Source organism: Kitasatospora sp. NPDC086801, assembly GCF_044745805.1.
GTDB lineage: Bacteria > Actinomycetota > Actinomycetes > Streptomycetales > Streptomycetaceae > Kitasatospora.
Genome location: NZ_JBIVAX010000034.1, coordinates 1 through 25951, shown reverse-complemented (window position 1 = coordinate 25951; position 25951 = coordinate 1). Strand labels below are relative to the sequence as shown.

Below are 25951 nucleotides of genomic sequence, written 5' to 3'. Positions count from 1 at the left end.
GTGCCGCTTCGAAACAAAATCCGCTCGCGCCCTCGCACCGACCCGACCTCCCCCCAGTCTCGCAGCACACCCCCGGGAACGGACAGCCCCTGGGGCTCCGCACGGCTCGCGCTCACCGCGTTCTTCGCCGTCGACGGCTTCCTCTTCGCCGCCTGGGTGGTCCGCATCCCGGACATCCGCAGCCAGGTCAACGCCTCGCACAGCGCCCTCGGGCTCGCCCTGCTCTGCCTGTCGATCGGCGCCGTCCTCACCATGCCGCTCGTCGGACGGCTGTGCCTGCGGTACGGCTCGCGCCCGGTGACCGTCGGCTCGCTCGTCCTGCTCAGCCTCGCCGTACCACTGCCCGCGCACGCCCACTCGGTCACCACGCTCGGCGGCGTACTGCTGCTCTTCGGCGCCGGCTACGGCGGCGCCAACGTCGCGATGAACAGCGCCGCCGTCGACCTGGTGGCGCAGCTGCGACGGCCCGTCATGCCCAGCTTCCACGCCGGGTACAGCCTCGGCGGTCTGCTCGGCGCGGGCTTCGGCGGGCTCCTCGCCGGTGTGCTGAGCACCGCCTGGGCGCTCGCGCTCGGCGGACTGCTCGGCCTCGCCGTCACCGCCGCCGCGGGTGTCGTCCTGCTGCGCAGCCCGGCCGCGCCGCTGGTCGCGCCCGGCCGCACGGGCGACGGCGACACCGTCGGCAACGGCACAGGCGCAGGCACAGGCGCAGGCACAGGCGCAGGCGCAGGCGCAGGCGACCACGGCACCAGCACCGCGACCGGCCGCGCCGCCCCGCACCTGCGGCTGCTCGTCCTGCTGCTCGGCCTCACCGCGCTGTGCACCGCGTACGGCGAGGGCGCGATCGCCGACTGGACCACCCTCCACCTCACCGACGACGTCCACGCCAGCCCCGGGACGGCCGCCGCCGGGTACGCCGCGTACGCCTTCGCCATGACCAGCGGACGGGTCGGCGGCACCTGGCTGTCCATCCGGCTCGGCCAGACCCGGTTGATGCTGCTCGGCGGGCTGACCGCAGCGGCCGGCATGCTGGTCGCCGCCCTCGCCCCGGTGGTGCCGCTGGCCGTCTGCGGGTTCGTCCTGGTCGGCCTCGGCCTCGCCAACGTCTTCCCGCTCGCGATCGCCCGGGCCGGTGCGGCGGGCGGCCCGCAGGGCGTGGCGTTCGCCTCGACGCTCGGGTACGGCGGCATGCTGATCGGTCCGGTGGTGATCGGCTTCCTCGCCGACGCGGCGGGGCTGCCGATGGCCCTGACCACCGTCGCGGTGGCGGCCACGGCGGCGGCGCTCCTGCCGCTGGCCGTCGGCCGGCGCTGACGGGAGCGCCCGGGTCGGCGGCACGGCCGGTCTGACCGGCCCCGCCGCCGACGGCCCGGGCGCCGCCCCGACGTGGCTGCTCGTGGACGTGGTGGCAGGATGCGGGCCATGACGAGCAGCGGACGGATCCAGGTACTGCGGGCGGACGAGCGCCCGGCCACGGCGTGGCTCAACGGGGGCGGGGTGACCAGGGAGGTCGCCGGCTTCCCGGTCGGGGCCGGGCTGGACGCCTTCGACTGGCGGGTCAGCCTCGCGGACGTCGCGTCGGCCGGGCCGTTCTCGCCGTTCCCCGGCGTCGACCGGGTGATCACCCTGGTCGAGGGCCCCGGCATGACGCTCACCGTCGACGGCACCGAGCACCCCGTCGACGCCCCCTTCCGCCCCTTCGCCTTCCCCGGCGACGCCGTGACGGACTGTCGGCTGCCGGCGGGCCCGGTGGTCGACTTCAACGTGATGACCCGCCGCGGCCGGGTCGGCGCCACCGTGGACGTGCTCACCGCGCCGGCCGCCGTGGACGTCCCGCCGGAGGCGACCGTGCTGCTGGTCTGCCTCGCCGGGTCGGCCGCCGTCGACGGCGACGCGGTGCTCGACCGCTACGACGCCGCCCTGCTGGAGGGGGCCGGTCCGCGCGAGGTGCGGGTCCGGGCCGGCGGGGCCACCGCCGTGGTCACGCTCCGCCCGTCACGCTGACGCCGAGACTCCAAGACGCCAAGGCATCCGGATGCCCGGATGCTCCGGCCCGGGAGGGCACCCTCCCGGGCCGGGGCGTTCCGGCGGGTAGGGCTCAGCCGCAGAGCACCGGTGTGGCGTGCGCCGGGTCCAGGGCGTTGGTCACCAGGTGCAGCGCCGTCGGCGAGAACGCGATCGCCACGTGCTCGGCGAGGGTGACCGGGCAGTGGTCCTGGAGCACCTCGTTGTCGACGGCCGACCCGGTCAGGAACTGGGTCCGCCACGGGGTGACGACCTCGTCGTACACGGTCGAGATCACCGTGTAGCGCACGCCCGGCACGGTGTCCGGACGGGAGGCCATCGTACGGTTGAAGTCGGAGCCCACCGCCTGGTCGCGGCAGGCCTGGCAGACCGTGTAGATCAGGTCCGCGACGCCGGGGAAGTACGGCGCGAGCTTGGTGATCCCGTCGAGCGTCGTGCCGTGGTTGGACGGCGCCAGGCCGACCAGCCGGCCGACCTTCGCGGCACCGCCGAGGAACTTCAGGTAGTAGTTCGGCAGCATGCCGCCCTGCGAGTGCCCGACGATGTCGACCTTGGCCGCGCCGGTCGCGTTCCGCACCAGGTCGACGAACCGGCCGAGTTGGGCGGCCGACTCGGGCACCGGGCCCAGGCCGCCGATCGGCAGCAGCAGGCCGCTGCCGCTGGAGGTGATGCCCGGGATGGTGCCGTAGTCGAGTGCGAAGACGCAGTACCCGAGGCCCTTCAGCAGCGGGGAGAGGGCGAGCCAGTTCTCGTAGCGGTTGGCGAAGGTGCCGTGCACGAGGACCACCGGGTTGGGGTGGGCGGCGGTCGGGCGGCAGCTCCAGTCGTTGGCGCCGGGCGGCGAGGCCACCGAGTCGCCGTCGGGCGGCAGTTCAGCAGCGACGGAGGCGGCTGGGGCGGGGGCGGCGGTGCTGGAGCCGGCGGCGGCGGTCACGACGGAGGGAGACGTCGCGGCGCTCGCCGGGGCGGCCGACGCGCCGACCAGCAGCGCGCCCGCCAGCAGGGTCGTGCCGAAGGCTCCGCCGAGCCTGCGGCGCACGGGAGTTGCAGAGAAGCGGAGAAGTGGGGTTCTCAACTGTTGCCTCCACGGCGGAAGTTTGTTACCAACAGGTAACCCGAGTGGCTCCATCATGCGGTCGCCCCTCCGGCCCGGCCCTTGGGCGTTCCCCAGACCTGGACGGTGTTCTCTGTGACCGGTCACAACGCACCCGACGCCTCGCCCGGCCGCTCACCCGACGACATGCCCCACTCCGAACCCGACCCTGACCCCGCCGCCGCACCCCGCACCAAGCTCGCCTCCGCACCCCGCACCGAGCTCGCCTCCGCACCCGACCGAACCCCCGACCGAACCCCCGACCGCACGCCCGGCTGGCGCGTCCCGGTGATCGGCGGCCGACCGGCCGACCAGCGACTCCTGGGCGGCGTAAGCGAGTTGGCCGAGAGCGTGGTCACCGCCCTGCTGGACCGCGTACCGGTCTACCGCCGCCTGCCCCGCGAACAGCTCACCGGTGAACTCACCCGCGACACCGAGCGCAGGATCCGCGCCCTGGCCCACGCCGTTCGCACCGGACTCCCCGCCCCCGGCGAGGAGTTCGCCGCCGTCCGGGAGGCCGCCGCCCACCGTGCCGAGGAGGGCCTGCCGCTGGACGCCGTCCTGCTCGCCCACCACCTCGGGCTGGAGGTCTGCTGGGAGTTCGTCACCCGGCACGCCCGCGACGGCGACGCCGCCGACCTGCTCGTCCTCAACCGGCTGCTGCTCGACCAGCTCCGCCAGGCCACCACCGCCGCGGGCGCGGGCTACCTCGACGAACGCCGCCCGACCGGCGGCCGGCGCAGCGCCGCCCGGCAGTCGCTGCTCACCACGCTGCTCGCCGGCGCCCCGGCGGACGAGGCCGCCGCCCGGGCCGGACTCCGGCTGCCGACCCGGTACGCCGTCCTGTGCCTGTCCGTCGCCGACCACCCCGACGAGCACGCCCCCGGCGTCGACCCGGGCATCGCCGCCCGCCGCAAGCTCCGCCGACTCGTCGCCGAACTCGACCACCGGACGCGGCAGTCGGCGCTCACCGCGCTCACCCCCTCGGGCGGCCTCGCGCTCGTCCCGCTCGGCCCGCCGCTGGAGGAGCGGCCGGAGGGCTGGCCGGAGGACCGGCCGGAGAGAGCGTCCGGGCGGGCCGGTACGCCCGCCGAGCCCCCGTGGCAGCACCTCGCCGCCACCGTCGCCGCGGCGGCCCGGGCCGGGGGCGTCCCCGTCCTGGCCGCGACGGCCGCCGCCGCACCCGGCGAGGTGCCCAGCGCGGCCGCGCTCGCGTACGAAGTCCTGGACGTGGCCCGCGCGTTCGACCGTCCATCCGGCTTGTACCGGCTCGACGACGTCCTGCTCGAATACCAGCTCACCCGCCCCAGCCCGGCCCGCGCCCGGCTCGCGGCGCTGCTCGAACCGCTGGCCGATGGCGGGGAGTTGCTCACCACCCTGCGCACCCACCTGGCCGGCGGGCTCAACCGGCGACACACCGCGAGCGCCCTGCACCTGCACCCGAACACCGTCGACTACCGGCTGCGCCGGATCGCCGCCCTCACCGGCCTCGACCCCGCCCGCCCCGCCGACGTCCTGCGGATCACCGCCGCCATCGCCGCCCGGGCCGCCGAACAGGCCCCCGCAGTCCGATAGCGACGCAGCGGCACCCGCCCCGCCGGGAACGGCGGCGCGGGTGCCGGTACGGCCGAGCCCGGACTCAGCAGTTCAGCGAGACGTGGGCCCCTACCCACCCGTTCAGCGTGGCCCAGGTCTGCGAACCGACGACGCCGTCCTGCCCGATGCCGGCGCACCGCTGGAACTTCCAGACGGCCGCGTCGGTCGCGTTGCCCCAGGCCCCGTCGACGTCCAGCCCGGCGCCCCCGGACGAGTACGGGACGTGGTTCAGCTCGCACTGGAGCTGCTTCACCGCGTCACCACCGGAGTTGTAGCCCAGCGTGGGCTGGGAGTCGGTGTAGCCGCAGTACTGCGAGGCCTGCGCCGAGGCGGCGGGCGCGGTCGCGATCCCGGCCGCCAGCACGATTCCAGCGGCGACGAGGCCGCTGACGAGACGGTTGCGCATAGGAGTCCCCCGTTCGATAGGTCGATGAGATTCGAACGAATGGCACCCTAACCGACGAATCGTCAGGAACACGGACGATCCACCTCAAGGATCGGCAAAGCGATCATCAGCCCTGCTCGCCCGGCAACCGCAGGTCCCACCCCACCAGGGCCCTCAGCTGCTCCGCCGTCACGCCGTCCGGCACCGGCTGGGGCGCGTCGTGGCGCAGCGGCGGCTGCCAGCCCTCCTCGGCCGTCCAACGGCGGACCACCTTGGCCGGCGCCCCGGCCACCACGCTGTGGTCGGGCACCTCGCCGCGCACCACCGCGCCCGCCGCGACCACCACGTTGCGGCCGAGCCGGGACCCCGGCAGGATCACCGCTCCGGTGCCGATCCAGCTCCCGGCGCCGATCTCCACCGGCTCGTTGCGCGGCCACTGCTTGCCGATCGGCAGGTCGGTGGCCCGGTACTCGTGCGCCTGGTCGGAGATGTAGACCCCGGGCCCGGTCCACACGTCGTCACCGAGGACGATCGACTGATGGCCCACGATGTGGCTGTCCCGGCCGATCACACAGCCACCGCCGATCCGCACGATCGGCTCGGGCCCGAGGTCGAGTCCAGGCAGGAATCCGGCGCTGATGGTGACCCGCTCGCCGATGATCGAGAACGGCCCGATGATGATCCACTGCTCGTTGAACACCGCGCCGAGCGGGAACGCCAGCGTCGTGCCGTCGCCCAACTCGCCGAACCGGTACGGGCCCGGGCTCTGCCGGGTGACCGCACCGGTCCGCTGCACCCAGCGCCAGCCCCGGTGGACGAAGCGGCCGGCGGCACGGCGGCCACCGGCCCTGACCGCGGAGAGCAGCGAACGGGATATCGGCATGCGCTCACGTTACCGGCCCGTAGGGTTCGACCGGCCGCCGGGCGGCCAACATCACACGCGCCCCGCAGCCGCCCTGGCCTGCGGCCTCCCACGACCGGGCCCGACCGCCGACCGGGTGCGTCCGAAAACCGCGGCCGGCGGCGGGCTCCGGTGGAACACTCCCTCCCATGGAGATCACCGAACACGTCGACGCGCTGCGCCGCGAGGGCACCCTGCTCGCCGAAGCGGCCGCCCGGACCGACCTCGCCGCCCCCGTACCGACCTGCCCGGAGTGGAGCCTGAACGACCTGCTGAGGCACGTCGGGAACGTCCACCGCTGGGCCGCCGCCTACCCCTCCCAGGGCCTGCTCGCGCCGCTGGACGAGGACGGCCGACGGGCCGCGATCGGGCCGGCGCCGTCCGACGCGGCACTGCTCGACTGGTTCCGCGAGGGCCACGCCGCCCTGGTGGACACGCTCACCCGGGCCCCGGCCGACGTCGAGTGCTGGAGCTTCCTGCCGTCGCCCAGCCCGCTCGGGTTCTGGGCCCGCCGCCAGGCCCACGAGACCGCCGTCCACCGCGCCGACGCCGACGCGGCGGCCGGCACCGCGGGCCCCAGGGTGGACACCGCCCTCGCCCTCGACGGCATCGACGAGCTGCTGCGCGGCTTCGTGGCCGGCAGCCGGTCCCGGCTGCGCAGCGAACGGACCCGCACCATCGGGGTCCGGGCGACCGACGGCCCCGGCTCCTGGCACCTGACCATCACCCAGGAGCCGCCGACCGTCGGCACCGGCGGCGCCACCGGCACGGGCGCCGCCGCCGAACCCACCGACCTCACCCTCACCGGCCCCGCCCACGACCTGTACCTGTTGCTGTGGAACCGGCTGCCGGTCGGGCCCGCGCAGGTCGAACTCGACGGCGACGAGGCGCTGCTCGAACTCTGGCGGACCAGCACGGTCATCGGCTGAGCTGAGACCGTGCGGCGCCCAGGGCGCCGCGGGTAGAGCGCCGCGTGCCGGGAGCGGAGCCATGGCCGGGAGCGGGAGCCGGAGCTGCCTTGGGGGGTGGGGCGGCCGGGGAGCGAGGCGGCCCCAGGGTGGGGCGGCCCGGGAGCGAGGCGGCCCGGGGTCAGCGCACCCAGCGCGCGGGCCGCTTCTCCAGGAACGCCCGCATCCCCTCCTGCGCCTCCGCCGACCCGAACAGCCGCGCCGACAGCTCCACCAGCCCCTCCGCGTCCCGCTCGAAGGACCGCACCACGTCGGCGTTGGCCAGCCGCTTGGACTCCGCCAGCCCCTGCGGGGAGCCCTGGCGCAGCGCGTCCAGCAGGCCCTTCAAGGCGACCCCGGTGTCCTCTGCGGACTCGGTGGCACGGGTGATCAGGCCGATCCGGGCCGCCTCGGCGGCGTCGAAGACCTCGCCGGTGAGGTAGTAGCGGGAGGCGGCGCGCGGGTCCAGCTTGGGGCGCAGCGGCAGCGAGATCACGGCGGGCGCGAGGCCGAGCCGGACCTCGGTGAACGCGAAGGTCGCGGCCCGCCCGGCGAGGGCGAGGTCCGCCGCGCCGATCAGGCCGAGGCCGCCGGCCCGGGCGTGCCCGTCGATCACGGCGATCACCGGCTTGGTGCAGTCGACGATCGCCCGCTGCAGCTCGACCAGGCCGCGCGGGCCGACCGTCGGGTCCGCGCCGGTCGCCTCGGACAGGTCCGCGCCCGCGCAGAACACCTTGCCGGTGTGCCCGAGCACCACGGCCCGGACCTCCGGGTCGGCCGCGGCGACCGCCAGGCCGGCGTGCAGTTCGGCCATCAGCCGGGTGGAGAGCGCGTTGCGGTTGTGCGGCGAGTCGAGGGTGATCGTGGTGACGGCGTCGGCGGTGGTGACGCGGACGAGGGGCTCTGCGCTGGTCATCGGCGGGGCCTGCCTTCCGGCTGAGGGTGGGTCGGACTGCCGCGCCGCCCGGAGTGCCCGGGCGACGCCCGGACGACTCTGGCACGCCCACCCGCCCCTCGGCCAGAGCCAACCCCGCCGCGGCCGTTCAGCGCGCTCTCCGCTGGGCCGCCGCCCCCGGCCGATACCGTCCAACTCACCAGTGGTACAGACCTGTTGACGCATTGGTCCAGTCCTCCTACAGTGCCCATGCCCCGTCTCCCCACGGCGCGGGCACCCGTCGCACACGCACCAAGCCCCACGGTTCTACAACACCCTGTCCAACCCCCACAGTCACAGGGAGAACCATGTCCGCTCGATCCCGGGCCAGGCGCCCGCGCGTGCGCAGCAGACTGCTGGCACTGCTCTCCGCCCTGCTCCTACCCCTCGCCGCGCTCACCGCGCTGGCCGCCCCGGCGAACGCCGCCGGAAAGCTCACCGCCGCCTTCACCACCGCCGACAACGGCTCCTGGTGGCAGGGCACCTACATCGTCCACAACGACAACGCCACCGCCGTGACCGGCTGGACCCTGGAGTTCGACCTGCCGGCCGGCGTCACCATCGGCAACAGCTACAACGGCACCGCCACCGTCAACGGCCAGCACGTCACCGCGACCAACGCCTTCTACAACGCCACCGTCAACGCCCACGGCACCACCGAGCCGTACAGCTTCTGGTTCGTCGGCAACGGCCCGGTCGCCACCCCGACCAACTGCCGCATCAACGGCGACAAGTGCGACGGCACCGCCGACGTCCCGCCGTCCGCGCCGGGCACCCCGGCGGTCACCGAGTCCACCGCGCACACGCTCGCCCTGAACTGGCCGGCCGCCACCGGCGGGGACTTCCCGGTCGCCTCCTACGACGTGCTCAACGGCACCACCGTGGTCGGCTCCAGCACCACCACCAGCGCCCTGCTCACCGGGCTCACCCCGGCCACCACGTACACCCTGACCGTCCGGGCCAAGGACAGCCGCGGCAACACCGGACCGCTCAGCGCGCCCGTCACCGCCGCCACCTTCGACCCGTCGACCGACCCCGTCCCGCCCACCGCGCCGACCAACCTCCGCTCCACGGCGGTCAGTTCGTCGGACGTCACACTCGCCTGGAACGCCGCGACCGACAACGTCCGGGTCGCCGCGTACGACGTCTACCAGGGCGGATCACTGGTGGCGACGGTCGGCGGCGGCACGCTGACCGCGACCGTCGGCAGCCTGTCGCCGTCCACCACGTACACGTTCACCGTGAAGGCCCGCGACCCCGCCGACAACACCTCGCCCGCCTCCGCACCGCTCACCGTCACCACCTCGGACCTGGTCGGCGCCGGAAAGTACGCCCGGGTCGGCTACTTCGTCCAGTGGGGCATCTACGGCCGCCAGTACTTCGTCAAGAACCTCGACACCTCGGGCAGCGCGGCCAAGCTCGACGTCGTCAACTACGCCTTCGAGAACATCGATCCGATCAACCTGACCTGCCTGGCGGGCGTCACCAAGGGCACCACCGCCAACCCGCAGGACCCGGACCAGGGCACCGGCGCCGGTGACGCCGACGCCGACTACGCCCGCCCGATGAGCGCCGACCAGTCGGTGGACGGCGTGGCCGACGACGGCTGGGGCAAACTCCGCGGCAACCTCAACCAGTTGAAGAAGCTGAAGGCCAAGTACCCGAACCTGAAGGTGGTCGTCTCGCTCGGCGGCTGGACGTACTCCAAGTACTTCTCGGACGTCGCCGCCACCGACGCGTCCCGCCAGAAGTTCGTCAAGTCCTGCCTCGACGTGTGGATCAAGGGCAACCTGCCGGTCTACAACGGCGCCGGCGGCGACGGCGTGGCGGCCGGGATCTTCGACGGCGTCGACCTCGACTGGGAGTGGCCCGGCTCCGCCGACGGCCACGCCGGCAACCACTGGAGCGCCGACGACAAGGGCAACCTGACCCTGCTGCTGGCCGAATTCCGCAAGCAGCTCGACGCGTTGGGCGGCTCGCACAAGCTGCTCACCGCCTTCACCCCGGCCGACCCGGCGAAGGTCGCCGCGGGCTGGGACCTCACGAAGATCTTCAGCTCGCTGGACATCGCCAACGTCCAGGGCTACGACTTCCACGGCTCCGGCAGCGACAACTCCTGGGAACCCAACCGCACCGGCCCCCAGGCCAACCTCTACGCCGACCCGAACGACCCGTACAACTTCCACTTCAGCGTGGACGCGGCGGTCCAGACCTACCTCGGCGCCGGGGTCAACCCGCGCAAGCTCACCATCGGCTTCCCGTTCTACGGGCGCGGCTGGCAGGGCGTGGCGGACGGCGGCGCCTCCGGCGTGTGGCAGTCGGCGAACGGCGCTGCCCCGGGCCAGTTCGCCGAGGAGGCCGGCACCCGCGGCTACAACAACCTCATCACCGGTGTCCCCAACCTCACCGTCCACCACGACCCCAAGTCCGTTGCGACGTACGGCTACACCGGAACCGGCGGACAGTGGTGGACCTTCGACGACGCCTGGTCGATCACCCAGAAGACGGCCTACCTCAAGTCGAAGAACCTGCTCGGCGGCATGATCTGGGAGATGTCCGGCGACACTCCCTCCGGCACACTCATCAACGCACTCGACTCCGGGCTCAAATAGCCGGAGAGCACGTCCCGTTGGGCCGGTGAGGCCGCAAGGGCCGGCGCTCCGCGCAACGGAGCGCCGGCCCGCGCCTCACGGGCCCGACCCACCCCACGCACCCCGCGCGCCTCATGGACCTCACAGGCCTCACCGGCCACACGCGCCTCCCGTCACCGGGACGCCATCGCCGCCAGCTTCCTGGCCGCCCGGTACTGCCGCAGCACCTGCGCGAAGGTGGTGTGCCCCTGGGTGGTCCGGGCGAAGGCCCGCCAGGCCGGCGGCACCAGGCAGACCGCCGCGTGGAACAGGTACGGGCGCCGCTCGAAGGCGCCCAGCAGCTGCTTGCCGGCGCGCATCTCCACGCCCAGCCCGGCCTTGATGGCGAACGCGTAGTTCAGCGCCTCGCGCCGTACGTCCGCCGCCTTGCCCGCCTCCGCGACCTTCACCGCCCACTCGCCGGCCAGCCGACCCGAGCGCAGCGCGTACGAGATGCCCTCGCGGGTCCACGGCTCCAGCAGTCCGGCCGCGTCCCCGGCGACCAGCACCCGGCCGCGGGCGAGCGGGGAGTCCTCGGCCCGGCAGCGGGTCAGGTGCCCGGACTCCACGCTCGGGGAGAAGCCGGACAGCCCCAACCGCCGGATGTAGTCGGCGAGATACTGCTTGGTCCGCTCGCCGTCGCCGCGCGCCGAGATGACGCCGACGGTCAGGCTGCTCGACTCGGTCTTCGGGAACACCCAGCCGTAACTGCCGGGCAGCGGGCCCCAGTCGAGGTGGATCCGGCCGGACCAGTCCGCGGCGACCTGCGGCGGGACGGGGATCTCCGCCTCCAGGCCGAGGTCGATCTGGTCGAAGGTGACGCCGACGTGCCGGGCGATCCGGCTGGCACTGCCGTCCGCGCCGACCACCGCACGCGCCTCGAACGTGCGCCCGTCGGCCGCCGTCACCAGCGCCGTCCGGTGCTCGCCGCCGCGCTGCTCGACGCCGGTGACGGTCACTCCGGTGACCAGCACCGCCCCGGCCTGCTTGGCCGCCTGCACCAGGCGCAGGTCGAACTCGTCCCGGTTGACCAGGCCGAACAGCATCCGCCGGGACCGACGCGTCCGGGTGAACCGCCCGTCGTAGGCGAAGGTGACGGCGTGCACGCGGTCCTGCAACGGCAGCCGGAAGTCGGGCGGCAGGCTGTCCCGGGACGGGCCGATGATGCCGCCACCGCAGGTCTTGTAGCGGGGGTGCTCGGCCTTGTCGAGGAGCAGCACCCGCCGGCCCTGGACGGCGGCGGCGTGCGCGGCCGAGGCCCCGGCCGGTCCGGCGCCGACCACCACGACGTCCCAGACGCCGTCGAGCGGCTCGGGCGCCGACCGGCCGACCCGCGGCGCAGCCTCGGTCTCGGTCTCGGCCTCGAACACCGTCCCGGTCTCGGGCACCGTCCCGGTCTCGGGCACCGTCCCGGGCGCCCCCTCGGACGCCTCGCCTGACGGCTGACCTGACGACCGGCCTGACGGCCGTCCGGACACCTCGGCGTCGAGCGGCGAGGCCTCGGTGTCGAGTGGGCTGCGGGAATCGGAGCTTCCGGAGTCAGTCACGTCGAGCAATCCTATGCGTCCGCCGGGCCCGCTGGTGGCCGCGCCGCCCCGAACGCCAGACCGAACCCGACCGGATCCGCCGGGCCGATCCACCGGACCGAATCGCTGGGACGAATTGCCCGATCGAACTTGTTCGAGTGCGCCTATGATCGGCGGTACCCCAACCGACCCCTCCGCCCGCACCACCCCTCGGGCGGAGCCGCCCCCTCGGAGCCCCCGATGTCACAGCCCCTGGTCGACGCCGTCCGGTCCCTGATGGACCGTGCCCGCACCGACCTCGCCGAACTGGTCGCCTTCCCCTCGGTCGCCGACCCGCGCCAGTTCCCGGTCGAGGAGTGCGAGAAGGCCGCCCGCTGGGTCGCCGACGCCTTCGCCGCCGAGGGCCTGACCAACGTCCAGCTGCTGGACACCCCGGACGGCACCCAGTCCGTCTACGCCGAACTGCCCGGCCCCCAGGGCGCGCCGACCGTCCTGCTCTACTCGCACTACGACGTCCAGCCCCCGCTCGACGAGAACGCCTGGCTCAGCCCCGCCTTCGAACTGACCGAGCGTGACGGCCGCTGGTACGGGCGCGGCGCCGCCGACTGCAAGGGCAACATCCTGATGCACCTGACCGCCCTGCGGGCGCTGCGCCAGGCGTACGGCGACAGCTACCCGGTCGGTCTGAAGATCATCGTCGAGGGCTCGGAGGAGCAGGGCACCGGCGGCCTGGAGCGCTACGCCGAGGCCCACCCCGAGCTGCTCGCCGCCGACGCCATCGTCATCGGCGACACCGGCAACTTCGCCCTCGGCCTGCCCACCGTGACCGCCTCGCTGCGCGGCATGACGGTCGTCGAGGTCGCGATCACCACCCTGGCCGGCAACCTGCACTCCGGCGCCTTCGGCGGCGTCGCCCCGGACGCGCTGCAGTCGCTGGTCCGGATGCTCGCCTCGCTGCACGACGAGCACGGCGACGTCGCGGTGGCCGGGCTGACCGGCGGCCAGACCTGGAGCGGCGTCCAGTACCCGGAGGAGCAGTTCCGCTCCGACGCCAGGGTCCTCGACGGGGTCGCCCTGACCGGCACCGGCACCATCTCCGACCGTCTGTGGGCCCGCCCCGCGATCACCGTCCTCGGTATCGACGCCCCGCCGGTGATCGGCGCCACCTCCTCCGTCCAGGCCGCCGCCAAGGCCCTGGTCAGCCTGCGCGTCCCGCCGGGCAGCGACCCGACCGCCGCCCAGGACGCGCTGGTCGCCCACCTGGAGGCGCAGGTCCCGCTCGGTGCCCACCTGATCGTCGAACGCCAGGGCAAGGGCGCCCCGTTCAGCGCCGACACCACCGGCCCGGCGTACGAGGCGATGGGCGAGGCCATGGCCGAGGCCTTCGGCACCGAGATGGTCGCCTCCGGCGAGGGCGGCTCGATCCCGCTCTGCAACACGCTGCGCTCGCTCTACCCGAACGCCGAGATCGTGCTGATCGGCGTCGAGGAGCCGACCACCCAGATCCACGCGGTCAACGAGAGCGTCGACCCGCAGGAGCTGGAGCGGATGGCCCTCACCGAGGCCCTGTTCCTCCGCCGCTACGCCGAACTGCGTTCCGTCTGACGCACGTTGGTCCGGGGACCACCGGTGGTGGTCCCCGGCCCCGGCCGCCCGCCCCGGAACCTGCGGGCGGCACCCGCCACCACCGCGTAACCGACCGCGCCCACCGCGAGCCCGGCCCCGGCGCCGAAGCAGAACTCCGGGATCAGGTTCCGCCGCAACGGGGCCAGCCGGTGCAGCACCCCGGCCGCCGTCGCCGCGCCCAGGGCGGCGACGGCGACCCGGCGCGCCCGGGGAGCGAGTGCCACGGCCGGGCGGACCGGCTCCACGCCCCGCACCGCCCGCGCCGCCCAACCCGCCATCGCGGCCAGGGCCAGTGCCGAACTGCCGTACTGCAGTGCCGAGTAGAGCGGGACCCCGGCCACCTCCCGGTCCAGCACCGGAAGCAGCCGGACACCCAGTCGGCCCTCGTGGGTGAACGCGTCCCAGCCGACGTGGGTGGCCGCGCCGATCGCCGCCGACGCCGCGAACCACGCCGCCCCCGTACCGGCCCCACCGCCGGCGGGCCGCCGGACCGTCAGCGCCTCGGCCGCGCCCGCCCACCGGTCGGGCAGCAGCGCCACCAGCGGTGCACGCAGCAGACCGTGCCAGCCGACCACCAGCGCGCCCGCGATCGCCACGTCCAGCGTCGGCACGGCCCACCAGCGGTGCGTCAGACCGCCATGGCCGTACACGCCCGGCAGCAGCGACTCGGCGAAGAACGGGACGTCGGGCGCCATTGACCCGGCGACCAGCGCCGAGGCGACCAGCGGCCCGCGCTCCCCGGCGGCGCGCAGCAGGGGCAGGACGGCGGCGGGGTGGCTCAGTGTGAACGGCATGCCCCCATCTTCCCGCCCCTGCCGAGCCGTCGGCCAACGCCGGGGTGGTCCGGCGCCGGGGAGCCAGCGCCGGGGGGCTAGCGCCAGGGGGGCCAGCACCGGGGGGGGCTAGCGCCAGGGGGGTCCGGCACCCCGGGCGGCTACGCGGCGTCCGCGGTGCTGGCCAGGCCGAGCGCGACCCGGCGGCCCGCCTCCAGGTAGCGCAACTCGCCGCTGCGGCGAGCGTCCAGGGCCGCGGCGAGGCGGCGGTAGCGGCTCGGGGGCAGCAGGTCGGCGGCCTCGTCCAGGGTGACGAAGCGCCAGTCGCGCAGTTCCTCCGCCTGGAGCAGCAGGTTCTGGCGGGCGGCGGCGTCCAGTTGGCCGCCGTCGTACATCAGGCGCAGGCCGCCGCGGCGCGGGCCGGTGCGCGGCTCCCAGTCGACGGCGAGCAGGCGCAGCCCGGTCGGGTCGAGCCGCAGGCCCAGTTCCTCGGCCGTTTCGCGCAGGGCCGCGTCGGTGGGGGCCTCGCCGCGTTCGACCACGCCTCCGGGGAAGTCCCAGTCGGGTTTGTAGACGGGGTCGACGAGCAGGACGCGGTCCTGCTCGTCGAAGAACAGGACGGCGGAGGCCACGGTGTCCCCGGTCGGGTCGGGCGTCTGGACGATGGGGCAGCGGGCGGCACCGACCCGGACCAGTTCGGCGATCCGGTGGGCGGTCTCGAGGGGGGTGAGCTCGCTGGTGTCGAGCATCCGGGCGTCCTCGACCAGCCAGCGCCGGGCGGCCCGGTAGCGGGCCACGTGCTCGAAGCACCACGTGCGGACCCGCTCGCTGGTCTCCGGATCGCCCGGGCACTCGTCGCGGTGGGCGATACGGCGACGCAGGATCGTTTCTTCTGGATCCAGGACGAAGTGGTGCACCGCTATGCCGTGGGAGGCGAGGTCGCCGAAGATCTCGTCCCGGTAGTCCTCCCTGAGCAGCGTCATCGGGACCACCAGCGGGCCCGCGACCTCGCTGAGCAGCGCGGCCGCCGTCTCGGGGACGAGCCGGCGCCAGGCCGCCAGGTCCTGGAAGTCGGACACCGTCGCCAGCCGGTCGGCCGGGAGCATCCGGCGCAGGCCGAAGCCCACCAGCTCGGGATCGAAGAGCACGCTCCCGGGCAGCAGTTCCACCAGCTCGCGGCAGGCACTCGTCTTGCCCGCCCCGAATGTGCCATTGACCCAGACGATCACAACGTCCCCTGCCCTCGACTTGCCCCGATGCCGTTCGCACCGGGCAGCGCCCCCGTCGGCCGAACCAGCGCCACCCGTGGTGGTACCCGCGTCACGCCGCTCCCCATACCTCCCCGCCGCGCCCGCCGTTGCGCCCCAACCCGCCCTTTGACAGGGGCATGTGCCCAGGCCAGCCGCCTCCCGGGGGAAATATGTAGACCGGTCTACATCAAAGTTGCACCCTGCTCACACCCTGCGCGCACAGGAAGTCGGCCTGCCCGACTTCCTGTGCGCCATCATCTCCCCAGATCACCCCACATCTCCACCTCCACCCGACTATGTAGACCGACCGACAGATTTTCCCCGGAAATCTCTAGACCGGTCGACATAATTCAGTAGACCGGTCGACATATTCTTCCCCGCACCCCACGCGCACCCCTCGCGCGCCCCCCGGCGCCTGCTTGCGCCGCGCGCACCCCAGCACGTACAGAGGAACGATGAAGCTGCTCCCAGTCGGCCGCGTCGTCGTCATCGGCTCGGTCAACGCCGACCGCATCCTCCGCTGCCCCGTCCTCCCCGCCCCCGGCGAGACCGTCCTCGCCACCGCCGCCACCCAGGGGTTCGGCGGCAAGGGCGCGAACCAGGCGGTGGCGGCGGCGCACATGGGCGCCGCCACCCGCCTGGTCGCGAAGGTCGGGCGCGACGCCGACGGCGAGGCTGCGCTCGCCGACCTGCGCGGCGCGGAGGTCGAGACGGGCGCCGTGCTCACCCACCCCGACGCACCGACCGGGCAGGCGATCGTCATGGTCGACCCCGCCGGCGAGAACAGCATCGTCGTCGTCCCCGGCGCCAATGCCCACCTGACCGCCGCCGAGGTCACCGCCGCACTCGCCCGCCTCCACCTGCTCCCCGTCGACGTGCTCCACACCAGCGGCGAGGTCCCCGAGGAGTGCATCCGCGCGGCCGCCGCCGCCCTGCCCACCGACGGCGTCCACTGGGTTCACAACGCCGCCCCCGCCGGCACGCTCCCCGACACCAGTCCGACCGGGCGCCGCCCCCTGGTCGTCGCCAACGCCGTCGAGGCCCGCCAGCTGACCGGCGCCCCCACCGTCGAGGAGGCCGCCCGGGACCTCGCCCGCCGCGCCGACGGCGTCGTGCTCACCCTCGGCGGCGAGGGCGCGCTGGTCGCCACCGGGGAACGGTCGGCCCGGCTGCCCGCCCCCGCCGTCCAGGTCGTCGACACCACCGGTGCCGGCGACGTCTTCTGCGGCGCCCTCGCCGCCGAGCTCGCCCGCGGCGCCTCCCTCCCCGCCGCAGCGGCCGCCGCCGTGGCCGCCGGTGCGTTCGCCGTCACCGCCCTCGGCGCCCGCGGCGCCCTCCCCCGCCCGACCGACCTCTGACCAGCCACTGACCAGCCACTGACCAGCCGACGGCCGACGGAGCCGGGCAAGCTGGGCGGGCAGGCCGGGCCCGCTCCGAACTAGGGCGTGTCTGCCAGGCCCTAAGGGCGCCCGGGCCACAACCCCCAGACGCCCCTGCCCACTTGCCGAACAGCACTCGACCTACGGCCGCCCCATGTACGACGGGTAGTAGCCGCTGCTGATCCCCGAGATCCGGACCAGCGTCCCCGGCCGTGCCGCCTCGACGTACTGGTTGTTGCCCAGGTAGATCGCCACGTGCTGGATGCCCCGCTTGGTGCCGTTCGGGGACCAGAACAGCAGGTCGCCCCGGCGCAGCTGGCTGGCGTTGATGGGCGTGGCCGCCGCGTACTGGTCGTTGGCCATCCGCGGCAGGTTCACCCCGCCGCGCCGGAAGGCCTGCTGCACGAGGCCCGAGCAGTCGTACCCGTCCGGCCCGTTGCCCGCGGTCCGGAACGGCTTGCCCAGCTGGCTCAGCGCGAACTGCACGGCGGACTCGACGTTCTGGTCCCCCGCCACCGCCCCAGCGGGCGAGCCCGACGAGCCCGACGAGGACGATCCGGATGATCCGGATGATCCGGACGACGACGGGGACCCGTCCCCCGTCCGCGCCACGTACACGTCGTAGTGCGTCGTCCAGCGCCACTGCCCCTGACTGTTCTTGAACCAGTACCGCGAGCCATCCCACCCCTGCTTGATCCCCCCGCCCGACTTCGCACCCGCCGACGGGGACTTCGCCGCGGAGGAGGATCCGTCCCCCGTCCGCGCCACGTACACGTCGTAGTGCGTGGTCCAGCGCCACTGCCCCTGACTGCTCTTGAACCAGTACCGCGAGCCATCCCACCCGGCGTGCGCCGGTGCCGACTCGGCGGCTGCGGGGCTGACGCCGGTGCCGAGGCCGATCACACCCGCGCCGGCCACGATCACGGCCACCATGCCTATCCCCCGACGCACCCGCGCGGCCCGGGAGGGACGGACGGGGCGGACGGGGCGGACGGCAGCCGCCCGCTGGTCCGCGGTGGCGGCAGCGTGCTGCCCGGTCGGTTCGTCGGCGGCACCCGGCGCGCCGGTGTTGACGGTGGTCATCCTGCTGTCTTCCCTCACTGCTGCGAACTGCCGCCACGGGGGCGGCTGCGGAATCGGCTACGGACACGCACGTCCCGGTGAGACGGCACGTACGGCTCGGCAGACCCCGCCCGGCATGCCGCGGCTTCCGGTCGTACGACCGGGAGCCGCGGCATGCCGCCCAGGGATTCAGTTCTGCCTGCGTGTCACGGTAGGCACGCGTCCGCTCACGGCGCGCAGTGGAGTGAGCCAATGGAAGGGTTCACGGCCGGTGAGCACCGACGGGGCATCAGGGTGAAGGCCCGTCATCGGGGCGGCACCCCGGCGCCCCCTCACCCCTGCTGGTCGGCCTCCGCCAGCAGCTGCTTCTTCAGCACCTTTCCCAGCGCGTTCCTGGGCAGTTCGGGCACCAGCACGACCCGACGCGGCCGCTTGTGCGCGGACAGCCGCTCCGCCACGAAGGCCGTCAGCTGTTCCCCCGTCACAGCACCGTCCGGGATCACGTACGCGACGATGGCCTGCCCGAGGTCCTCGTCCGGCGCGCCGACCACCGCCGCGTCGGCGACTGCGGGGTGGTCGCGCAGCGCGGCCTCCACCTCGCCGGCGCCGATCCGGTAGCCGCCGCTCTTGATCAGGTCGACGGAGGCGCGACCGACGATCCGGTGGAAGCCGTCCTCGCCGATCACGGCGACGTCGCCGGTGCGGAACCAGCCGTCCGCCGTCCAGGCCTCGGCATCCGCGTCGGGCCGGTTGAGGTACCCGCTGAACAGGGTCGGCCCGGCGACCTGCAACTCGCCGACGCTCTCCCCGTCGGAGGGCACCGGCACGCCGTCCTCGCCGACCAGTCGGGTGCGCACCCCGTCCAGCGGCAGGCCGACGCTGCCGGGTCGGCGCTCGCCGTCCGCCCGGGTGCTGACGGTGATCAGCGACTCGGTCATCCCGTAGCGCTCGATCGGGGCGTGCCCGGTGAGCGCCGCCAGCTTCTCGAACACCGGTACCGGCAGCGGCGCGCTGCCGGAGACCAGCAGCCGGGCCGAGGCCAGCCGACCCGCCGACCCGGGGTCGGCCGCCACCCGGGACCAGACGGTCGGCACCCCGAAGTACAGGCTGCCGCCCGCGGCCGCGTACCGCGCCGGGGTGGGCCGCCCGGTGTGCACGAGCCGGCTGCCGGTCCGCAGGGCGCCGAGGACGCCGAGCAGCAGCCCGTGGACGTGGAACAGCGGCAGGCCGTGGACGAGGGTGTCCTCGGCGGTCCATTGCCAGGCCGCGGCGAGGGCGTCCAGGTCGGCGGCGATCGCCGCGCGCCGGATCACGGCTCCCTTGGGCGCCCCGGTGGTGCCGGAGGTGTAGAGGACGAAGCCGGTGGCGTCCGACGCGGGCTCGGCGTACGTGGTGGTGGCGCGTTCCACCGGGTCGACCGGTACCCCCGCCACCCCACCCGGCACGGCATCACCCACGGCGTGCGCGAGCAGCGCCGCACCCGAGTCGCGCAGGATGTGCTCGCGCTCCTTGGGCCCGGAGTCGGGCGGCAGCGGCACCACGGGCACGCCCGCGAGCAGACCGCCGACCACGGCGATGACGGTCTCGACGGCGGGCCGGGCGAGCACCGCGAGCGCGGGGGCACCGGCCACCCGGTCGGCGACGGCGGTCGCCGCGCCCAGCAGCTCCTCGCGGGACAGCGCCCGCCCGTCGATCCGCAGCGCGTCCGCCGCGTCCCCGTAGTCGCCCTGAAGTGCGGTCAGCAGTGCCATGCTTCCGTCCTCGCCCTCGTCTCACGCTGTCGCGCCGACTCTACGGGCCGCACCCGGCCCGCCCGTGCGCGGCGGCCGTCGGCTACCACCCGCCGGGCCCGTACCGGCCGACCGCCCGGCCTGCCTGCCTGCCTGCCGGTACCGGAAACGCCGGAGGGCGTGGCACCGGGTACCCGGTGCCACGCCCTCGGCTGTCGTGTGCGGGGATCAGCCCTTGCGGGCCTTCACCTCGGCGGTCAGCTGCGGCAGCACGGCGAACAGGTCGCCGACCACGCCGTAGTCGACCAACTCGAAGATCGGGGCCTCCGGGTCCTTGTTGACGGCCACGATGGTCTTCGAGGTCTGCATGCCGGCCCGGTGCTGGATGGCGCCGGAGATGCCCGCCGCGATGTACAGCTGCGGCGAGACCTGCTTGCCGGTCTGGCCGACCTGGTTGCTGTGCGGGTACCAGCCCGCGTCGACGGCGGCGCGCGAGGCACCGACGGCCGCGCCCAGCGCGTCCGCGAGCTCCTCGACGACGCCGAAGCCGGCCGCCTCGCCGACACCCCGGCCGCCCGAGACCACGATCGCGGCCTCGGTCAGCTCCGGACGCCCGGTCGAGACGCGCGGGGTGCGCGAGGTCACCTTGGCCGCGTTGCCGGTGAACTCCACCACCACGTTCTCCACCGCACCTGCGGCCGCAACGGCCTCGGGAGCCACGGCGTTCGGCTTCACGGTGATGACCGGCACGCCCTTCGTCACCTTCGACTTCACCTGGAAGGACGCGGCGAACACCGACTGGGTGGCGACCGGACCGCCGTCACCGGCCTCCAGGTCGATGGCGTCGGTGATGATGCCGGAGCCCAGGCGCAGTGCGACCCGGGCGGCGATCTCCTTGCCCTCGCCGGAGGAGGTGACCAGCACGGCGGCGGCGTCGTTGGCCTTGGCGATCTGGGCGAGGGCGTCCACCTTGGGGACGACCAGCTGGTCGGTGAACTCGGCGCCCTCGGCGACGTACACCTTGGCCGCGCCGTACTCCGCGGCCTTGGCGGCGAGGTCGGCGGCGGCGGCACCGGCGCCCAGCACGACCGCGGACGGCTCACCGATCCGGCGGGCCAGGGTCAGCAGTTCGAGGGCCGGCTTGCGGACCGCACCGTCGGCGTGGTCCACCAGAACCAGGATCTCAGCCATGATTCGTTGCTCCTGATCAATCGTTGGATGCGCGAACGGGGGGACTAGATGAACTTCTGGTCGGCGAGGAAGCCGGCGAGCTGCCTGCCGCTCTCGCCCTCGTCCTTGACGACCGTGCCCGCGGTCCGCGCCGGACGCGCCGCCACCGACTCCACCGCCGTCCACGCACCCCCCAGACCGACCTCGCCGGCCTCGATGCCCAGATCGTCCAGGTCCAGCGACTGGACCGGCTTCTTCTTCGCCGCCATGATCCCCTTGAACGACGGGTACCGGGCCTCACCCGACTGGTCCGTCACCGACACCACCGCCGGCAGCGCCGCCTCCACCAGCTCCGTCGCCGCGTCACCGTCACGACGGCCCCGCACCACACCGCCCTCGACCGACACCTCCGACAGCAGCGTCACCTGCGCCACCCCCAGCCGCTCCGCCAGCAACGCCGGCAGCACACCCATCGAACCGTCCGTCGACGCCATCCCACCGATCACCAGGTCGAACCCGGTCCGCTCCAGCGCCTTCGCCAGCACCGCCGACGTCCCGATCACATCCGAACCGTGGATGTCCTCGTCATTCACGTGCACGGCCTTGTCCGCACCCATCGACAACGCCTTGCGCAACGCGTCCTTCGCATCATCCGGCCCCACCGTCAGCACCGTCACCTCGGCACCCTCGTTCGCCTCAGCGATCCGCAGCGCCTGCTCCACGCCGTACTCGTCCAGCTCCGACAGAAGGCCGTCCACACCCTCCCGGTCGGTGGTGTGATCGTCCGCGAACCGACGGTCACCCGTCGCGTCCGGCACGTACTTCACACAGACAACGATCCTCAAGCTCACGGCCTGTCTCCTGTACTGGTCTCGTCCGGCGGCTGCGGCTGTGCAAGCGGGCGCGAACACGGCACGCACCCGCTCCGGGCAGCGTGTTCCCGTGCCGGTCCGGAACTTCCTGGCAGCATACTCGGCAGTAGCACAGCGGCCACTACTGGCCAGTAGCTTAGGTCGGACGGCTGCACTTCCACCTGCGCCCATCCTGCCCCAACGCAACCCCGACACCACCCGATGGGGGCGGCATATCCGCCGCGGGATCGCCGGGCCCGGCGGCTAACAGATAACAGCGAACGAAATCTGTTATCTGTTCGCTGTTATCTGTCTTCTGTCAGCTGTTACCTGCTCGCCCTCGACCGCCGCCGCCCGCCGCGCCCCCGCTCACACCGCCCGGCCGAGCGCCGCGATCACATCCGCCTTGCGTGGCAGCCCGGCCGCCCGGCGCACCACCCGACCGCCCGCGTCCAGCACCAGGACGGTCGGCGTGCGCAGGATCTCCAGCCGGCGGACCAGTTCCAGCCGCTCCTCGGCGTCCACCTCGACATGCGTCACCCCGTCGACCATCCCGGCCACCTCCGCGAGCACCCGGCGGGTGGCCCGGCACGGCTGGCAGAACGCCGTCGAGAACTGCACCAGCGTCGCCCGCTCGCCGAGCGCCCCACCCAGCTCCGCCTCCGTCAGCCGTACCGCCCCGTCCTTGGTGCGCACCCTCAGCCTCCCGTCGCGCCTGACCCGTAGCAGCCCGAACGTGGTCGCCAGCGCCAGCACGACGACGCACACCACCAACCCGGTCATCCCCCCAGTCTGCGGCAGCGGCCCCGGGCCTCGAAAGGGAGGTCGACCACCGGGGCCGGGCCCGCGTACGATCACCGGGTGGACTCTGACCGCACCGCACCGCCGTTGCCGACCTCCCGCCGCGTCGTCAGCCTGGGCCGGGCCACCACCACCCGCTGTCGCTGACGCGCCCCGCCGCCGCCCGTCGCGACCATCCCGGAGCCCTCGTGCAGATAGACCCCCGCGGTCCCCGCTTCGCCGCCGCGCTCACCTCTGTCGTCCTGGCCGCCGCCCTCATCACCGGCAGCGGAGTGCTGCTAGCCGCCCAGGCCCTCGTGTTCGCACTCGGCGCGTTCGGCGGCCTGCGACTCTCTCCTTACGGCTGGCTGTACCAGGCCTTCCTCCTCCCCCGACTGGCCTCGCCCTCGGAGACCGAGGACGAGCGACCGCCCCGCTTCGCGCAGGGCGTCGGCCTGGTGTTCGCCGCCGTCGGCGCCCTCGGCTTCCTCACCGGAGTGACCTGGCTCGGCTTGCTGGCGACGGCCGTCGCCCTGGCCGCGGCCTTCCTCAACGCCGTGTTCGGCTACTGCCTCGGCTGCGAGATCTACCCCCTCGTCCGGCGCGCCCAGGGGCGCCTCGGCGCCTGACCGCCCCCCTCTGGGTCTCCGGGACGGACCGGGACCCCAGGTCGCCGGGGAGGGGAAAAGTTCCCACCCGAACTCATCACGGAGATCACACCGCGAATATCCGCTTGACCGCACGGCTCAGGTGACAGCAGGCACTCGTTCGGGGGATCATCTCCGTGAATCACCCGTGACCGCCGCGGCGTGCCGCGCTCCGGTCGGCCCCCGCTCAGCGACGCGGGTACCCGCCGTACCGGGCTCCGGCCCGTGGAAGTCAGGACTGACCGTGGCAGAGTTCGTGTACCCGCCGGTGATCGGCGCCGCACTCACCGCCTTCCGTGCGCTCGACGTGCGGATCAAGATCGTAGGCGCCGAGAACATCCCCGCCAGGGGCGGAGCCGTACTGGTCAGCAATCACATCAGCTACCTGGACTTCCTCTTCGCCGGCCTCGGCGCCTACCGCGGCGGCAAGCGCAAGACCCGCTTCATGGCCAAGGACGACGTCTTCAAGCACCGGGTCTCCGGCCCGCTGATGCGCGGCATGAAGCACATCCCGGTCGACCGCACCGACGGGCAGCCCGCGTACGAGGCCGCCGTGCGTGCCCTCAAGGCCGGCGAGGTCGTCGGGGTGTTCCCCGAGGCGACCATCAGCCGCTCGTTCATGCTGAAGAAGTTCAAGACCGGCGCCGCCCGGATGGCCGCCGACTCCGGCACCCCACTGCTGCCCGTCATCCTCTGGGGCACCCAGCAGCTCTGGACCAAGGGCCGCCCGAAGACCCTGACCAAGCGCCACGTCCCGGTCACCATCATGATCGGCGAACCGATTCACCTCGGTCCGGACGACAAGCCCGTCATGGTCACCAGACGGCTGCGCGCGGCCATGAGCGAGATGCTCGACCAGGCCCAGCGCGGGTACCCCGGCAAGCCCTCGGGCCCGGACGACACTTGGTGGCTGCCCACCCACCTCGGCGGCACCGCGCCCACCCTGGAGGTCGCCGAGGCCGAGGACGAGGCGGAGGCCCTCGCCAAGGCCGAGCGTCGCGCAGCCCGGGGCTGACCCGGTCCCGCCCCCGTTCCACCCCGTGCCGCCACTCCGCGAGGCCCTCTACTCCGTGTGACCGACCGGACGCGAGGCGTCGCGTGTCGCCCGGTCGCCGACGCTCCCCGTCTGACACAGTGACAGCCCCTTTGCGGGGCCTTCGTCCTGAATCGGAGACGGAGCGAACGTCGGAGAGGTCGGAAAGGTCGGAACGGACATGACACGGATGACCCGCACGCGGCAGTCGCCCCGGTCCACACCCAAAGCCCGCACCCGCGCAAGCGCCGGTGCGGGCCTTCTGCTGCTGGGCACCCTGCTCACCGGATGCGGCGCCGAACCCGGCGAGATCCCCCTGTCCGAGATCCAAGCGGACAGCCCCTCCGCCGCACCCGGACCGACGACCGCCACCGCGAGCGCCGACGCCGCGAGCCCCGGCGCGGTCGGCGCCGCCGCCGGAACGCCCGCAGCCACCGCGCACAACGGTCTGATCGTCGGCGGGGCCTTCCTCAACTCCGCCCGCACCACCAGCGCCATCGTCGCCATCGCACCCGACGGCACCAACCGGCGCCAGGTCACCCAGCCACCCGACCGCGCCCGCGACGACCGCCCCGACTGGTCCCCCGACGGCAGCACGATCGCCTTCGACCGAACCGACCCGCGGAGCGGAGCCGCCCGCCTCTGGACGGTCTCCACCACCGGCGACGACGCCCACCAGATCAGCCAGCTCTGCGAGACCGGCACCGCCGACTGCGCCAACGAGGACGAACGCGCCCCCGCCTACTCGCCCGACGGCAAGCAACTCGCCTTCAGCCGCTCCTGGGGCGCCCTCGACCGCGCCGACAACGACCAGGTCCAGTACTCGGACCTCTACCTGATGAGCCCCGACGGCACCGACGTCCAGCGGCTCACCTTCCTCACCAACGACAAGCCTCACTCCGGGCAGGTCAGCAACCCCAGTTGGTCCCCCGACGGCAAGCAGCTCACTTTCGAGTACCGCACCAGTGCCACCGGTCAGCCCGCCAACAGCCGCGCCATCTACATCGTCGCCGCGGACGGCACCGGGCTGCGGCAGCTCACCCCCTGGGAACTGCGCGCCGGAGACCGCGCCAACTGGTCCCCCGACGGCACCCAGATCCTCTTCACCACCTACCCAGCCAGCCCCGGCAACGCCCCCGGCGGCGGCATCTACACCGTCCACCCCGACGGCACCGCCATCGGCGCGCTGACCCCCGCCCCGTCCAACGTCTTCTACGGCACCGCGTCCTACGCGCCCGACGGCAAGTCCATCGTCTTCGCCCAGACCCCCGCCGGCGCCCGCGCCGACGCCGATCTCTACAGCATGCGGCCGGACGGAACGGGCATCGCCCGGCTCACCGACGGCAGGGACGCGTGGCTGACCCGACCGGCGTGGGGAACGGCGGCGGTGCCGGTCCAGCCCCAACCCGACACCCAGGCGCCGGTCCAGGCGAAACCACGGCCACGACCACAGGAAGAGGATGAAGAGCCCCAGGACGAGTGAGCCACGACGCAAACGCAAAGAACCCCCATCCGGTCTCCCGGATGGGGGTTCTTTGTGAATGATTGTTCGGCGGCGTCCTACTCTCCCACAGGGTCCCCCCTGCAGTACCATCGGCGCTGTAAGGCTTAGC

Annotated in this window: 22 protein-coding genes; 10 read left to right on the top strand and 12 right to left on the bottom strand. The window is 73.8% G+C overall.

Features of this window, described 5'->3' with window-relative positions; genetic code table 11:
* The gene (locus ACIPLC_RS28265; RefSeq protein ID WP_400475834.1) at nt 1-1314 is read left to right on the top strand and encodes an MFS transporter; all 1314 of its coding nucleotides are present in this window, start codon (nt 1-3) and stop codon (nt 1312-1314) included.
* A gap of 108 nt (nt 1315-1422) precedes the next feature.
* Nucleotides 1423-2004, top strand: coding sequence for a HutD family protein (locus ACIPLC_RS28260; RefSeq protein ID WP_400475833.1), 582 nt, complete (start codon nt 1423-1425; stop codon nt 2002-2004).
* Nucleotides 2005-2098: 94 nt separating this feature from the next.
* Here the strand turns inward: ACIPLC_RS28260 and ACIPLC_RS28255 are convergent, their stop codons facing one another.
* Nucleotides 2099-3064, bottom strand: coding sequence for an esterase/lipase family protein (locus ACIPLC_RS28255; RefSeq protein ID WP_400475832.1), 966 nt, complete (start codon nt 3062-3064; stop codon nt 2099-2101).
* Between the two features lie 150 nt (nt 3065-3214).
* On the opposite strand from ACIPLC_RS28255, the gene ACIPLC_RS28250 reads away from it, so the two are divergent.
* The gene (locus ACIPLC_RS28250; RefSeq protein ID WP_400475831.1) at nt 3215-4693 is read left to right on the top strand and encodes a PucR family transcriptional regulator; all 1479 of its coding nucleotides are present in this window, start codon (nt 3215-3217) and stop codon (nt 4691-4693) included.
* 64 nt (nt 4694-4757) lie between these two features.
* Here the strand turns inward: ACIPLC_RS28250 and ACIPLC_RS28245 are convergent, their stop codons facing one another.
* Together ACIPLC_RS28245 and ACIPLC_RS28240 are read right to left on the bottom strand one after the other, a co-directional pair.
* Nucleotides 4758-5120, bottom strand: coding sequence for a peptidoglycan-binding protein (locus ACIPLC_RS28245; RefSeq protein ID WP_400475830.1), 363 nt, complete (start codon nt 5118-5120; stop codon nt 4758-4760).
* 106 nt (nt 5121-5226) lie between these two features.
* A complete protein-coding gene (locus ACIPLC_RS28240) occupies nt 5227-5982 on the bottom strand; it encodes an acyltransferase (protein ID WP_400475829.1) in 756 nt (251 codons plus the stop codon).
* A 167-nt stretch (nt 5983-6149) separates the two neighbouring features.
* Here ACIPLC_RS28240 and ACIPLC_RS28235 point away from each other — a divergent pair, with 167 nt between their 5' ends.
* Nucleotides 6150-6929: a maleylpyruvate isomerase family mycothiol-dependent enzyme gene (locus ACIPLC_RS28235; RefSeq protein ID WP_400475828.1), complete on the top strand. Its 780-nt coding sequence runs from the start codon at nt 6150-6152 to the stop codon at nt 6927-6929.
* Between the two features lie 160 nt (nt 6930-7089).
* On the opposite strand, the gene ACIPLC_RS28230 is transcribed toward ACIPLC_RS28235, so the two are convergent.
* A complete protein-coding gene (locus tag ACIPLC_RS28230; protein WP_400475827.1) occupies nt 7090-7863 on the bottom strand; it encodes an enoyl-CoA hydratase family protein in 774 nt (257 codons plus the stop codon).
* A gap of 326 nt (nt 7864-8189) precedes the next feature.
* On the opposite strand from ACIPLC_RS28230, the gene ACIPLC_RS28225 reads away from it, so the two are divergent.
* On the top strand, nt 8190-10493 hold the full coding sequence (locus ACIPLC_RS28225; RefSeq protein ID WP_400475826.1) for a glycosyl hydrolase family 18 protein: 2304 nt from the start codon (nt 8190-8192) through the stop codon (nt 10491-10493).
* A gap of 152 nt (nt 10494-10645) precedes the next feature.
* Here the strand turns inward: ACIPLC_RS28225 and ACIPLC_RS28220 are convergent, their stop codons facing one another.
* Entirely contained in the window at nt 10646-12058 is a 1413-nt protein-coding gene (locus tag ACIPLC_RS28220) for a geranylgeranyl reductase family protein (protein ID WP_400475825.1), read from the bottom strand.
* 219 nt (nt 12059-12277) lie between these two features.
* On the opposite strand from ACIPLC_RS28220, the gene ACIPLC_RS28215 reads away from it, so the two are divergent.
* A complete protein-coding gene (locus ACIPLC_RS28215; RefSeq protein WP_400475824.1) occupies nt 12278-13642 on the top strand; it encodes a dipeptidase in 1365 nt (454 codons plus the stop codon).
* Here ACIPLC_RS28215 and ACIPLC_RS28210 read toward each other — a convergent pair.
* Entirely contained in the window at nt 13618-14457 is an 840-nt protein-coding gene (locus ACIPLC_RS28210) for a DUF4184 family protein (protein WP_400475823.1), read from the bottom strand. The two genes, ACIPLC_RS28215 and ACIPLC_RS28210, sit on opposite strands and share 25 nt — an antisense overlap.
* 140 nt (nt 14458-14597) lie before the next feature.
* A complete protein-coding gene (locus tag ACIPLC_RS28205; RefSeq protein WP_400475822.1) occupies nt 14598-15665 on the bottom strand; it encodes an NUDIX domain-containing protein in 1068 nt (355 codons plus the stop codon).
* 476 nt (nt 15666-16141) lie between these two features.
* Between ACIPLC_RS28205 and ACIPLC_RS28200 the strand changes: the two genes are divergently transcribed.
* A complete protein-coding gene (locus tag ACIPLC_RS28200; RefSeq protein ID WP_400475821.1) occupies nt 16142-17044 on the top strand; it encodes a ribokinase in 903 nt (300 codons plus the stop codon).
* A 162-nt stretch (nt 17045-17206) separates the two neighbouring features.
* Here ACIPLC_RS28200 and ACIPLC_RS28195 read toward each other — a convergent pair whose 3' ends face one another.
* The 5 genes from ACIPLC_RS28195 to ACIPLC_RS28175 all read right to left on the bottom strand — a co-directional run bounded on the left by ACIPLC_RS28195 (nt 17207) and on the right by ACIPLC_RS28175 (nt 22661).
* Nucleotides 17207-18148 (bottom strand): C40 family peptidase, encoded by a 942-nt coding sequence (locus ACIPLC_RS28195; protein WP_400475820.1) that lies wholly within the window; start codon nt 18146-18148, stop codon nt 17207-17209.
* A gap of 311 nt (nt 18149-18459) precedes the next feature.
* Entirely contained in the window at nt 18460-19878 is a 1419-nt protein-coding gene (locus ACIPLC_RS28190) for an acyl-CoA synthetase (RefSeq protein WP_400475819.1), read from the bottom strand.
* A gap of 207 nt (nt 19879-20085) precedes the next feature.
* Nucleotides 20086-21048 carry an electron transfer flavoprotein subunit alpha/FixB family protein gene (locus ACIPLC_RS28185; RefSeq protein ID WP_400475818.1) on the bottom strand — a complete coding sequence of 321 codons (963 nt, stop codon included), beginning with the start codon at nt 21046-21048 and terminating at the stop codon, nt 20086-20088.
* 44 nt (nt 21049-21092) lie between these two features.
* The gene (locus ACIPLC_RS28180) at nt 21093-21878 is read right to left on the bottom strand and encodes an electron transfer flavoprotein subunit beta/FixA family protein (protein ID WP_400475884.1); all 786 of its coding nucleotides are present in this window, start codon (nt 21876-21878) and stop codon (nt 21093-21095) included.
* A 369-nt stretch (nt 21879-22247) separates the two neighbouring features.
* A complete protein-coding gene (locus tag ACIPLC_RS28175) occupies nt 22248-22661 on the bottom strand; it encodes a thioredoxin family protein (protein ID WP_400475817.1) in 414 nt (137 codons plus the stop codon).
* A 206-nt stretch (nt 22662-22867) separates the two neighbouring features.
* On the opposite strand from ACIPLC_RS28175, the gene ACIPLC_RS28170 reads away from it, so the two are divergent.
* The 3 genes from ACIPLC_RS28170 (at nt 22868) to ACIPLC_RS28160 (ending at nt 25821) form a co-directional block, all read left to right on the top strand.
* Nucleotides 22868-23287 carry a DUF4395 domain-containing protein gene (locus tag ACIPLC_RS28170; RefSeq protein ID WP_400475816.1) on the top strand — a complete coding sequence of 140 codons (420 nt, stop codon included), beginning with the start codon at nt 22868-22870 and terminating at the stop codon, nt 23285-23287.
* A gap of 262 nt (nt 23288-23549) precedes the next feature.
* Nucleotides 23550-24320 (top strand): lysophospholipid acyltransferase family protein, encoded by a 771-nt coding sequence (locus tag ACIPLC_RS28165; protein ID WP_400475815.1) that lies wholly within the window; start codon nt 23550-23552, stop codon nt 24318-24320.
* A gap of 208 nt (nt 24321-24528) precedes the next feature.
* Entirely contained in the window at nt 24529-25821 is a 1293-nt protein-coding gene (locus ACIPLC_RS28160) for a TolB family protein (RefSeq protein ID WP_400475814.1), read from the top strand.
* The last annotated feature ends 130 nt before the right edge of the window (nt 25822-25951 follow it).